The sequence below is a fragment of the Epilithonimonas sp. JDS genome, from assembly GCF_021261315.1.
GTDB lineage: Bacteria > Bacteroidota > Bacteroidia > Flavobacteriales > Weeksellaceae > Epilithonimonas.
Genome location: NZ_JAJSAX010000001.1, coordinates 970,425 through 982,718, shown reverse-complemented (window position 1 = coordinate 982,718; position 12,294 = coordinate 970,425). Strand labels below are relative to the sequence as shown.

The window sequence follows — 12,294 nt, the reverse complement described above, 5'->3', positions numbered from 1 at the left end:
ATTCAGAATACTCAGATTTTTGAAAGAAAATTAAAAAAAGTAACTTTACGGAAAAATTAGATTTAATGCAGAACAAACTCCATATAGAGATTCATAGTTTTTCTTATAAAAAAGGCGGCATCCCAAAAGATAACACCGAAAACGGCGGCGGTTTCGTCTTCGATTGCCGAGGAATTTTGAATCCGGGAAGAATTGAGGAATACAAAATACAAACAGGAAATGACATTGGTGTTCAGGAATTTCTGGAAACGAAAACTGAAATGCCGAATTTCTTGAAGTCAATCCAATCATTAATATCAATCAGCATTGAGAATTATTTAAGCCGAAATTTTGAGCATCTGCAAATCAATTTTGGTTGCACTGGCGGACAACATCGTTCGGTTTATTCAGCAATCAAAACGGCTCAGTTTATTAAAGAAAAATATCCTGAGGCGGAAGTTTCAGTGCATCACGACGAACAATTACACCTTAATTTATCATCGATAAGCGATAATTGATAATTGATTTTTTATTTCCAATTATTCAATCATTTATCAAATTGTTATTTATCATTTATAAAATATGAAAGCATTAATATTTGCTGCAGGAAAGGGAACACGACTGAAACCTTTCACTGACGAACATCCGAAAGCTTTGGCAAAAGTCAACGGCGTACCACTTCTCGAAAGAAATATCAAATACCTGCAAGGTTTTGGAATCAATGATTTTGTTATTAATATTCACCATTTCGGAGGACAGATTCTCGCTTTCTTGGCTGAGAATGATAACTTCGGCGCGAACATCGAAATCTCAAATGAGCACGAAGAACTTTTAGAAACTGGCGGCGGACTACTTTTAGCAAAAAGATTCCTTGAGAATGAGAAATCATTTCTGATAATGAATGTCGATATTCTGACAGACCTCAATATCAGCAACTTTATCCGACTTCACGAGACCAAAGGTGCAATGATTACTTTGGCCGTTTCTGACAGAGACAGTTCCAGAAAACTGATGTTCAATGATAAAATGTTTTTGAAAGGTTGGAGAAATCTTCAAACCAATAAAAAAACGGTCGTTGGCGGAATTTTCAAATTGAGAGAATTGGCTTTCAGTGGTGTTCATTGCGTGAATTCTGAGATTTTTGATAAATTCACAAGAACCGGAAAATTCTCCATTATGGATGAATATATGGAATTGATGAAAGAAGATATCATTGTCGGTTATCAGCACACTTCAAACTTAGTTGATGTTGGAAGACCGGAATCTATTGTTGAAGCAGAAAGAATTTTCAGATGATAGAACAGGACGACGATAAAAGATTGCAGGAAAGTCTGCGCCAGAAGACCTGGGACGAGACGATTACGAAAGACAGCTGGATGGTTTTCCGTGTGATGTCGGAATTTGTGGATGGTTACGAGAAAATGGCGAGGATTGGACCTTGTGTTTCAATTTTTGGTTCGGCTAGATTGAAGGAAGATAATTACTACTACAAAATGGCGGTTGACATTGCGAAGAAAATCACGGAAATCGGTTTTGGGGTCATCACCGGAGGCGGACCTGGAATAATGGAAGCCGGAAACAGAGGTGCGAACGGACACGGAAAATCCATAGGTTTGAATATCGAGTTGCCTTTCGAACAACACTTTAATCCGTACGTTGACAAAGGTTATAATATCAATTTTGATTATTTTTTCGTTAGGAAAGTAATGTTTGTCAAATATTCTCAAGGTTTCGTGGTGATGCCTGGAGGTTTTGGAACTTTGGACGAATTGTCGGAAGCTTTGACCTTAATTCAGACCAATAAAATAGGGAAGTTTCCAATCGTTTTGGTCGGAAGTGAGTTCTGGAGCGGATTGTTGGATTGGTTCAAAGGCACATTGTTGAAAGAAGGTTTGATTGCCGAGAAAGATTTGGAGCTTTTCCGGGTTGTGGATACGGCGGAAGATGCGGTGGCGCATATCAAAGCGTTCTACGACAAATATTCGGTAAGTGTGAATTTCTAAGGCGTGGCATATAATTTGACCATAATCAATAGTAAAAGTTATTAAATATTACATTAAAATGAAAAAATCAATACTCATATTGTCTCTAGGAATCTTGCTGGTTGGGCTTTTTAGCTTTACAGCATTGGATTTCTTTTCATCAATGACCAAAGTGGATTACATCGACGGAACCAAAACTTTGAAGTTCACAACGAAGCTAAACACAGGTCACATCTCTCAAGCCGTGAAAATCGACCCAGCAACTGCAGGTTTTGAAGCGGAAGTGAAAAAATATGTGAATAATAATGTAGATGTTTCTATCAACGGCGCTGCTAAGCAATTGACTTTCACAGGAAGTCAGGTCAATGGTGAATCGGTTTGGGTTTATTATGAAGCGAGTGGTGTTTCTGATATTTCTAGTTTGAAAATCAAGAACAGTATTTTGATTGGACAGTTTCCGAAACAGGTCAATATTGTGAATATAACGTATAAAGGAGCTTTGAAGACACTCAACTTTCAGAAAGGAAAAGAAACTTCGGAAGTCACTTTCTAAAAAATAAAAATCGGTCAGATGGCCGATTTTTTTATGTTTAAATTTAATAAGCTAATTTCTTATCATTCAATTCTACATTGAAATTAACTTTGGCTCCTAGTGCATCAAATACTTTTAAAATGGTTTCAAACCTCGCATTTTTGACGCTGTTTTCAATTTTTGAAATTTGAGCTTTCTGAACGCCAACCAAATTCCCCAGTTGCTCTTGTGTCAGATTACGCTCTTGTCTTGCTTGTTTGATGGCTTGTCCTAATAAATCTATTTTTAATTCATTTTCGAATACTTCGCGTTTCTCTGTTCCCTTAGTTCCAATGTGCTTATCTATCAAGCTATCTAAAGAAACTGTTTTATATTTTTTGTCTGACATAACTATTTATATTTTAAGTATTGCTTTCTTATTTCTTCTGCTTTTTTAATTTCTTTCGTAGGTGTCTTTTGAGTCTTTTTCAAAATCCCGTGCGTTGCTATGACCAACGTATCCTTTCCATTTAATTTGTCCCAAAAGGAAAAAAGTCTATAGGCTTTGCCGTTATAAATTGTCCGAAATTCCCAAATAATATCATTTAATTTTTTGAAGAGTTCATTGTCTGTGACTATTTGCGCTTTTCTCAAATTATAATAAATTTTTTCTCGTGCTTTATCATCCAAATCATCTAAAAACTGCACAGCCTCAGGTAACAACTCGATATCGAATTTTGGTTTCATTCATTTGTTTTTCTCAAAGATAGATATTTCCCAATAAGGAAACAAATATTTGCTGAATTACTGTAATTTATGACTATTTAAATCTTAAAGTAAAATTAAATTAATGACAATTCGTATGGTCTGTGTGAAAACCATCTGTAGAGTGATTGACGTGCAAAGATTCGGAGTGTGGGGAAACGTAAGGAATTCCTAGTTCCAAACCTCTTAAAACGAACAATCCGCCCAAGATTATCATCATCACTGGAATGACTTTCAGGATTCTTACTCTGAAAGCTGTTGTGATGAAATTCCCCAAGTAAACAACGGCGAACATAAAAGGGAAAGTTCCCAATCCAAAAAGGAACATAAAGAGTGAACTTTGCCAGATTCCGCCGGCTGCGAGAGAAGCCGTCAAAGCCATATAGACCATTCCGCAAGGTAGAAGTCCATTCAGAATTCCAGTGGCGAATCGGGATTTGTAATCGGGGCGTTGTAGGATTTTCCCAAGTTTCATTTTCACCTTCAGCAAAGCTCTTGAAACAAATGGGATTTTAGCGGCGAAATCTTTTCCTCCGAAAGAGAAAATCGCCATTACAATCAATAAAATTCCGACCAAAACAGTTAGATATTTTTGAAATCCAGCCAATTCGAAGCTTTGACCAATGATGCCCAGGATTCCGCCAAGAATAGAGTAGGTGAGAATCCTTCCGAATTGATAGGTGAGATTTTGAAGATAGAAGTTGGCCTTCTGATTCTTCGTCAATCCCATTGAAAGTGCAATTGGTCCACACATGCCGATGCAATGGAATCCGGATGCGAATCCCAAACCAATGGCCGATATGATGAGTGCTACTTCCATAAGATGTCATAATCCACCTGATAAGGCTTCTTATTCTCTGTCCATTTTAGCTTTAAGGTGTAAGAACCTTTCGAGATGACTTTGGCAGGAATCAAGAAAAGATTGTGCTGTAAAGTGACTTCTTTTTTTACATCCAAATTGGAATCTTCAGTTCTGAACAAAACGAAGTTGACAGTGTTTTCATCCACTTTTATAGTTTCAGGGAATGTTATCAAAAGACCTTCACTAGTTATTTTATAAGTTGGCGTTTTTTCTAATTTCGCTGCATTATTTTTGGCATCGATGACGTCTTGGTATTTCAGTTCTTCCTCGTAGTAATTATTTGAAATCATTTCTGCATTCTGTTTTCCCATTGGAAATATAAAGATCAGAAAGAGGATGAAAAGGATAAAACAGCCTAATGCAATCATCAATCCGTGTCCCCAATTTAAGTTTTTCATTAATAATTAATTAAAATTGAAATTTGAATGGCCCTTCAAAGTATGTGCTGTAAGAATCAAGTAATTCTCCATTCATATCGTAAACGCCCAATTCCAGATTTTGTTTTGACAGTTTGATCTGACTTTCAGGGAAACTAACATTGATAGTACCTTTGATCATCGCATCCCGTTTCATTATAATTCTGTTGGAAGTTCCGGAAGAAATCTCGCCATTTTTAGGTTCAATGATTTTGATAATAACGGTTTTGTTCTCGTTCGACTTATTAAGGAACGTATAATTGTAAGTGTTCGTAATTTTTCCGTCTCTCACGAAGAAAGTGGATCCAGGAGGTTTTAGGAATTTGGCTTCCATTTCGCCTCTGTTGTATAATAATCCACCTAAGAAAGCAACGAGAACCAGCAATACAACGCTATAAGCTTTCATCTTTCCGGAGAATTTGAAGTTTTGCTGTTCCTCGATTTCTTTTTCGGATGCATAACGGATCAATCCTGGTGGAAGTCCCACTTTTACCATCACTTCATCACAAGCGTCGATACAAGCGGTGCAATTCACGCACTCCATCTGCAGACCGTCACGGATATCTATTCCGGTTGGGCAAACGACAACGCACTGTTTACAGTCGATGCAATCGCCTTTCCCTTCAGCTTTTCTGTCTTCGCCTTTTTTCCATTTGGCGCGGTTTTCTCCTCTTTTATAATCGTAAAAAACGTTGATGGTTTCTTTATCAATCAAAACGCCCTGAAGTCTTCCGTAAGGACAAACCATTGTACAAACCTGTTCTCTAAACCAGGCAAATACAAAATAAAATGCCGCGGTGAAAAGTATCATTACCAGAAAATTCGTCGGTTTTGCAAACGGACCTTCCTGCATAATTCGGAAAACCTCTTCATAACCAACGATGTACATAAACATAATATGGGTGATGATGACGGAAATCAATAAGAAAGTAGACCATTTCAAGGAGCGCTTCCAGATTTTTTCTGTGTTCCATTCCTGATTGTCGAGTCGCATTTGTTTGTTTCGGTCGCCTTCTATCGCATATTCTATTTTACGGAAAATCATTTCCAGGAAAATAGTTTGAGGGCAAATCCAGCCACAAAATATCCTTCCGAAAACGACGGTAAAAATGATGATGAATATTAGTGAAACGATTGCGCCCAGAGCGAGAATAAAGAAATCCTGAGGATAAAATGGCTGTCCGAGAATAAAAAATTGACGTTCTATGATATTGAATAACAGAACCGGATTTCCATTAATTTTCAAGAATGGAACAGCAAAATAAATTGCCAATAATAAGATACTTACCAGAACTCTGTAATTGGTAAATTTTCCTTTAGGTTTTCTTGGAAATACCCATTTTCTTTTGCCGGTATTATCCATTGTCCCTACAGAGTCTCTGAATGTTTCAGCTTCTACGACCCAGCTTTCCGCTTCGTTGTATTTTTTTTCTGTAGTACTCATAATATTTTAGATAAAAAAAGAGATTGTCCTGAAAATGAACAGTGTAGTATTCATTTTCAAATACCATTCCGAAGAGAACGATATTCTTTGACAATCTCTTTTATATGATATTACTTAGTTTTTTCCCAGTGCGCTTCTGTTCCTTGCGGAGCTGCGCCACCTTGTGCAGGTGTGATAGGAGCTTGTTCCTGATTGATATGGTAGACATAAGCTGCCACATTTTGCATATCAAATCCTGAAACTACGCCATTTTTACCCCAAGCTTGCATTGTTGGGTTATTCGGACTTCCGTTTTCTACCATCCAGAACACCGTTTTGTATAAAGTTTTCTCCGGTTGGTTGATCCAGAAATTATCTGTCAGGTTAGGTCCAATACCGCCTTTTCCTCCTTCTCCGTGACAAGACACACAGTTGGTTTCGAAAACAGCTTTACCGGCTTCTACGTTATCTTCTGAGAATACTGCCGTTTCTAAAGTCGGCTGCGTTACAGTTGACATATATTCGTTGATCGCAGCAGTCTGCTCTCTGTATTCCTGCTCGTATTCTTTGTATGGATGTGCAAAATCTGTTAAGAAATAAGATGATACATATAAAATACAATATGCTACTCCGAAGTAGAAAAGACCTAACCACCATTTTGGAAGCTGATTGTCTAGCTCCATAATGCCGTCGAATCCGTGATCGATAAGGATATCTTTTTCTTCTTTTTCTGACTGGCTTTTGAAAGCGCCATTCCAAAGGTATTGGAAGTAAGGCACTTTTTTATCAGAGATGTAAGTTGCTTTTTCTGTATCAGTTAATTTTTTGAATTTTTCATTCTCAATCAAATCTCCAATAGCACCTTGAATAAATACCACTACGATACTTATCAAAGCTGTTCCAAGGAAAAATTTGGAAGACAGGAAGTCTGAGCTTTGGGAGAACATGTAAAAAACAATAATTAGTAATCCTAAAACGATTGGAATATTAATATAAACAGGTGTTCTTCTTTTCATGTGTAGATTTTATTGTTTTGAATTGCCATATGCAATCGCACGATATTCATAGATATTTTGCACTTGCAAATCATGGCGATTTCATGATTAATTATCTTTTTTAATTACAAAGTAAATTCGTCGTCTTCGTGATCTTTTTCCAAAGGTGCATTTTCTTCTTCCTTGTAATATTTTTTCGGTCTATTGATAACAATATAAACCATTACAACAAAGAATAAAATGAAGATGATCATTGCAATGGTCTGAAACAAACCTGCATTTTCCACATTGGAGACGATGTCTTTGAAACTTTGCGGAATCATTTTATTTTAATTATTAATTACTGGCTGTTTTTACTTCTGTTGTTTTGATGTCCGTACCAAGTCTTTGCAGATAAGATATCAAAGCGACAATCTCTCTTTTCTCAAGCGGAACAAATTGTTCTCCTGATTTTGCTTTGTTGGCTTTTGCTTCAGCAAATGATTTTTTCACGTCATCAGCTTCAGAGAATACATTTTTCACAATTGCGTTCGCTTGGTTATTCATCCAGGTATCCATACTGTCAATTTGAGACTTAGTATATGGAACGTCGTAAGTATTCTTCATCAATTCCAGTTTCGCTTTGGTCTTGCTTCTGTCCAATGTATTTTCAATTAACCAAGGGAATCTAGGCATAATTGAACCTGCGGAAGTAGATCTTGGATTGTACATATGCTTGAAGTGCCAAGAATCTGGTCTAGCGCCACCTTCTCTCTGCAAATCCGGACCTGTTCTTTTAGATCCCCAAAGGAATGGTCTGTCATAGATGTACTCTCCAGCTTTGGAATATTGTCCGTTTTTACCGTTGAATCTTACAACTTCATCTCGGAAAGGACGAATCATCTGCGAGTGACAAGAGTTACAACCTTCTCTGATGTATAAATCTCTACCTTCTAATTCAAGTGGCGAATAAGGCTTCACGGCAGAAATTGTCGGAACATTTTCTTTAATGAATATTGTAGGAAGAATTTCCATTGATCCTCCAATTGCGATCACAATGAAAGATAATATTGATAAATATAATGGTGTTCTCTCCAACCAAAGGTGGAATGTCTCGCCTTCTTTTCTTCCTTTGTTGATTTTTGCCAAAGCAGGAACTTCTACAGGAACTTCTTTTTGGAATGATCCTTTTCTTGCTGTTGCAACTAAGTTAACAACCATCAGAATAGCTCCGGTGAAATATAAGAATCCACCTACAAATCTCAGTTTAAAGAATGGAAGAATAGCAGTTACGGTATCCAACCAGTTTTTGTACATCAAAGTACCATCCGGGTTAAATTGTTTCCACATCAAACCTTGTGTGAATCCAGCGATATATAATGGAACTGCATAGAAAATGATCCCGAAAGTTCCTAACCAGAAATGCCAGTTAGCTAATTTTACAGACCAAAGTTTGGTTCTCCACATAATTGGAACTAAGTAATAAATAACTCCAAATGCCATAAAACCATTCCAGCCAAGTGCACCTAAGTGAACGTGACCAATTACCCAGTCAGTAAAGTGACCTACTTTGTTAACGGTTTTAGTTGCCAAAAGTGGTCCTTCGAAAGTTGCCATACCGTAACAAGTTACCGCTACAACAAAGAATTTAAGAACCGGATTTTCTCTTACTTTATCCCAAGCTCCTCTCAAAGTCAATAGACCGTTCAGCATACCTCCCCAAGATGGTGCGATAAGCATAATAGAGAAACCTGTTCCCACAGCCTGAGCCCAAGCTGGCAGAGAAGTATATTGTAAGTGGTGAGGACCTGCCCAGATATAGACGAAGATCAGCGACCAGAAGTGAATAATCGATAATTTGTATGAGAAAACGGGTCTGTCTGCTGCTTTCGGAACGAAGTAATACATCATCCCAAGAACCGGAGTAGTCAGGAAGAATGCAACCGCATTATGACCATACCACCATTGTACCAAGGCGTCTTTCACACCCGCATAAGCAGAGTAAGATTTCCATCCTGTGAATGACAATGGAACTTCTAAATTGTTGAATATATGAAGCATTGCAACCGCAACCCAAGTTCCGATGTAGAACCAGATCGCCACATACAAGTGTCTTACTTTTCTAACTGCAATTGTAGCAAACATATTGAAACCAAAGATCAGCCAAACCACCGTGATCAAAATATCAATCGGCCATTCGTGTTCTGCGTACTCTTTGGAAGTGTTGATTCCCATCAGGAAAGTGATAAGTGTCGTCACCAACATCAACTGCCAGCCCCAGAAATGAACCCAAGATAAAGTGTCGCTCCACATTCTGGTTTTCAACAATCTCTGCATAGAATAGTAAAATCCTGCAAAGAAACTGTTCCCTACAAATGCGAAAATTACAGTGCTGGTGTGCATCATTCTAATTCTCCCAAATCCAAAAGCACCTTGAGAATTGATCAAACCTTCCAGTCCGCCGCTTCTTAAAGTCTGGATCGTCGGGTCATCCGTTCCCAGGAAAAATTCTGGTAATTCAGGGTAAAATAGCAACAACGCAGCCGTCAGTCCTAATAAAAAACCTAATAAACCGAAAACGACCGTCGCGATAAGAAAAGCGCGAACAATACCGTTGTCATAACTAAATTTTTGTGTTTCCATATCTACAAATAGCAATTATTCTTTATCTTTTTTGTCAGGAGTTTCTGTCTCCTTTTTTGTTTTTACCTCGTCATCAAATAAAATTCTGACGGCCGGCGATTCATCGTCTTCAAACTGTCCTTTTTTAGCACCAATAATAAAAATTACCAGGAAAATAACAGCTAAAGAAACGCTGCAGATAATCATCAAATAGAGAATCTCCATAACTGCGACAAATTTAAGGTAAAAACAGTCGTCAAATTTAGTGAAAATTACTGACTTTGGTCAGAATGGTAGAAATATGGATAATTTATAATTACTCTAAATAAGGGCATTCTAAATGTTTATCCTGAAGTATTTGGAACTTCGAAGCCAGGTTGAAAGAGTCGTGAATGTAACGACGGTCACAGAACTCAAAGGCATAAAAATCGCCGCAAAAAGTGGATGCATATGTCCGGAAACCGCAAAGCTGACACCTACAACATTGTAACACAAACTAATTATGAATGTGATTTTTACAATCGTAATTGCATCCTTCGAGAGTGCAAGAAATTTATCCAAATCCGGAATTTTTTCACCGTTCATAATCACGTCAGATGATGGCGTGAAAGAATTGCTGTCATCCGAAATTGCGATTCCGACATTGCTCTGTTTTAAAGCTCCTGCATCATTCAATCCGTCGCCAAGCATCGCCACTTTTTGTCCTTTGTCTTGTAGTTCTTTTATGAAGTCCAGCTTGTTTTCCGGATTTTGATTGAATTTCATCTCCGAAACATTTGGAATGAGTTTTTCCAAAATCGATTTTTCTGAAGGATTGTCGCCACTTAGAATATTGATTTTATAATTTTTTAAATTACCGAAAAGTGTTGACAGATTGCTTCGGTATTCATTTTTGAAAGTGAATTTTCCAATGAAAGTTTCATCTTTTTTAATATAAACCGCAGTTTCCAGGTCTTGAGATTTTTCACCTGTAAAACTCGCTGAACCAATTTTATAAGTTGCTCCACGAACTTTTCCCTGATAACCTTTTCCTGAAATCTCAACGAAATCTTCGACTTCAAAATAATCATCATTCACCTCAATGAAATTGTAAAGTGATTTCGAAAGCGGGTGGTTTGAATTTTTAAGTAAAGACTTGATATTCTTCAAATCAACATCCTCAATTTCACTTCCGAAATAATTGATGTTCGATTTTTTACTTTCCGTAATGGTTCCCGTCTTGTCAAAAACCAAAGTGTCAATTTTCGCCAGTCTTTCAATCGTCAAAGTATCTTTTACATAGAAATTATTCCGACCTAAAATCCTCATAATGTGACCAAAAGTGAACGGCGCAGACAGTGCCAAAGCACACGGACAAGCCACAATCAAAATCGCAGAAACCACCTGGAACATTTTCTCCGTATCAATTCTTGCCCAATAGATTCCTGCAAGCAAAGTGATTCCTAAAATAATGAATGTGAAGTATTTACTAATCGTATTTGTTAATGTGTCAAGTCCAGTTTCAAATTTTTTGAAGGCTTCCTTATTCCAAAGTTGAGTCAGATAACTTTGATCCACACTTTTAATAACTTCAAGTTCCAGAATTGAACCCGATTGTTTTCCACCGGCAAAAATCTTATCGCCAGGTTTCTTGGAAATATGCGCAGATTCTCCTGTGATAAAGCTATTGTCAATATTACCTTCTCCTTTAATCAAAATAGAATCTACAGGGATGATTTCCTGATTTCTGACCATAATTCTGTCGCCAACAGCCAATTCGGAAAGCAAGATATTTTCCTGTTTTCCATCAAAATCGACTTTCGTCACAGCGATAGGGTAGAAAGATTTGTAATCTCTGTCGTAAGAAAGCGTGTTGTATGTTCTTTTCTGGAACATTTTTCCCATCAGCATAAAGAATAGCAAGCCACAAAGTGTATCGAAATAGCCTGGTCCATAATCGGTTACGACCTCATAGATACTTCTGCCGTACAATACGAAAATCCCGAGAACAATTGGAACATCGATGTTGATAATTTTGTTTTTCAAACCGTACCAAGCAGATTTATAATAATCTGAAGCTGAGTAGAATACAACTGCAGTCGCCAGCAAGAATAAGATAACTCTGAACAAATGTTTGTAAGAATGAAACCAAACATCGTCACCCGAAACATACTCAGGAAAACTGAAGAACATTCCGTTTCCAAAGGCAAATCCGGCAATTGCCAATTTGATGAGAAGTGTTTTGTCTAATTTGTCGACTTTCTTCTCAGCCGTTTCCAGATTTATAACCGGTTTGTAGCCGAGGTTTGTAAGGAATTTTGCTAATTCACTCAGTTTCAATTCATCCTCTTTGAAAGAAATTTGAACCGTTTTTCTGGTAAAATTAACCTGAGAATATTTGATGCTCTTATTGATCGTATGAAGACTTTCCAAAAGCCAAATGCAAGAAGAACAGTGAATTACCGGAATCTTGAAGGTCACAAGTGTAGTTCCGCCTTCAGAAAAATCTACAATTTTGGTAGAGATTTCGGGCGTGTCGAGATAATCGAATTGTGAATTGTTTTCGTTGCTTGGACGGATTCCAGAACGCTTGTTGATATTGTAAAAATTGTCCAGATTATGAACGTTCAGAATTTCATAAACCGATTGGCAACCGTTGCAGCAAAATAATTTTTCATCAAAAAGAATTCGTTCCTGATCGATATTTTGCCCGCAGTGAAAACATTGTTCTGCCATTAAAAATTACTCAGATATTTGGATTGCAAAATTACGGCAAAAATA

General features: G+C 37.3%; 14 protein-coding genes. 4 read left to right on the top strand and 10 right to left on the bottom strand.

Going from position 1 to position 12,294, the window contains the following annotated elements:
* Positions 1 to 65 precede the first annotated feature (65 nt).
* The 4 genes from LUD75_RS04635 (at position 66) to LUD75_RS04620 (ending at position 2,514) form a co-directional block, all read left to right on the top strand.
* Positions 66 to 497, top strand: coding sequence for an RNase adapter RapZ (locus tag LUD75_RS04635; protein ID WP_232704502.1), 432 nt, complete (start codon positions 66 to 68; stop codon positions 495 to 497).
* Positions 498 to 561: 64 nt separating this feature from the next.
* Positions 562 to 1,275, top strand: coding sequence for a sugar phosphate nucleotidyltransferase (locus LUD75_RS04630; RefSeq protein WP_232704501.1), 714 nt, complete (start codon positions 562 to 564; stop codon positions 1,273 to 1,275).
* A complete protein-coding gene (locus LUD75_RS04625; protein ID WP_232704500.1) occupies positions 1,272 to 1,982 on the top strand; it encodes a TIGR00730 family Rossman fold protein in 711 nt (236 codons plus the stop codon). Before LUD75_RS04630 ends, LUD75_RS04625 begins: the two co-directional genes overlap by 4 nt.
* A gap of 58 nt (positions 1,983 to 2,040) precedes the next feature.
* On the top strand, positions 2,041 to 2,514 hold the full coding sequence (locus LUD75_RS04620) for a DUF6702 family protein (RefSeq protein ID WP_232704499.1): 474 nt from the start codon (positions 2,041 to 2,043) through the stop codon (positions 2,512 to 2,514).
* 43 nt (positions 2,515 to 2,557) lie between these two features.
* On the opposite strand, the gene LUD75_RS04615 is transcribed toward LUD75_RS04620, so the two are convergent.
* From LUD75_RS04615 to LUD75_RS04570, 10 genes are all read right to left on the bottom strand, one after another.
* Entirely contained in the window at positions 2,558 to 2,881 is a 324-nt protein-coding gene (locus tag LUD75_RS04615) for a helix-turn-helix domain-containing protein (protein WP_232704498.1), read from the bottom strand.
* Between the two features lie 2 nt (positions 2,882 to 2,883).
* Positions 2,884 to 3,219: a type II toxin-antitoxin system RelE/ParE family toxin gene (locus LUD75_RS04610; RefSeq protein ID WP_232704497.1), complete on the bottom strand. Its 336-nt coding sequence runs from the start codon at positions 3,217 to 3,219 to the stop codon at positions 2,884 to 2,886.
* A 100-nt stretch (positions 3,220 to 3,319) separates the two neighbouring features.
* The gene (locus LUD75_RS04605) at positions 3,320 to 4,057 is read right to left on the bottom strand and encodes a sulfite exporter TauE/SafE family protein (RefSeq protein ID WP_232704496.1); all 738 of its coding nucleotides are present in this window, start codon (positions 4,055 to 4,057) and stop codon (positions 3,320 to 3,322) included.
* Positions 4,048 to 4,497, bottom strand: a complete 450-nt coding sequence (locus tag LUD75_RS04600) for a FixH family protein (RefSeq protein WP_232704495.1) — start codon at positions 4,495 to 4,497, stop codon at positions 4,048 to 4,050. The genes LUD75_RS04605 and LUD75_RS04600 overlap by 10 nt, the downstream gene beginning before the upstream one ends.
* Positions 4,498 to 4,507: 10 nt before the next feature.
* Positions 4,508 to 5,959, bottom strand: coding sequence for a cytochrome c oxidase accessory protein CcoG (ccoG, locus tag LUD75_RS04595; protein ID WP_232704494.1), 1,452 nt, complete (start codon positions 5,957 to 5,959; stop codon positions 4,508 to 4,510).
* A 110-nt stretch (positions 5,960 to 6,069) separates the two neighbouring features.
* A complete protein-coding gene (locus LUD75_RS04590; protein WP_232704493.1) occupies positions 6,070 to 6,954 on the bottom strand; it encodes a c-type cytochrome in 885 nt (294 codons plus the stop codon).
* A gap of 104 nt (positions 6,955 to 7,058) precedes the next feature.
* Positions 7,059 to 7,256, bottom strand: a complete 198-nt coding sequence (locus LUD75_RS04585) for a CcoQ/FixQ family Cbb3-type cytochrome c oxidase assembly chaperone (RefSeq protein ID WP_232704492.1) — start codon at positions 7,254 to 7,256, stop codon at positions 7,059 to 7,061.
* Between the two features lie 13 nt (positions 7,257 to 7,269).
* Entirely contained in the window at positions 7,270 to 9,555 is a 2,286-nt protein-coding gene (gene ccoN, locus LUD75_RS04580) for a cytochrome-c oxidase, cbb3-type subunit I (RefSeq protein WP_232704491.1), read from the bottom strand.
* 15 nt (positions 9,556 to 9,570) lie between these two features.
* Positions 9,571 to 9,759 carry a cbb3-type cytochrome oxidase assembly protein CcoS gene (gene ccoS / locus LUD75_RS04575; RefSeq protein WP_232704490.1) on the bottom strand — a complete coding sequence of 63 codons (189 nt, stop codon included), beginning with the start codon at positions 9,757 to 9,759 and terminating at the stop codon, positions 9,571 to 9,573.
* Positions 9,760 to 9,870: 111 nt separating this feature from the next.
* Positions 9,871 to 12,249 carry a heavy metal translocating P-type ATPase metal-binding domain-containing protein gene (locus tag LUD75_RS04570; RefSeq protein ID WP_232704489.1) on the bottom strand — a complete coding sequence of 793 codons (2,379 nt, stop codon included), beginning with the start codon at positions 12,247 to 12,249 and terminating at the stop codon, positions 9,871 to 9,873.
* Positions 12,250 to 12,294 lie beyond the last annotated feature (45 nt).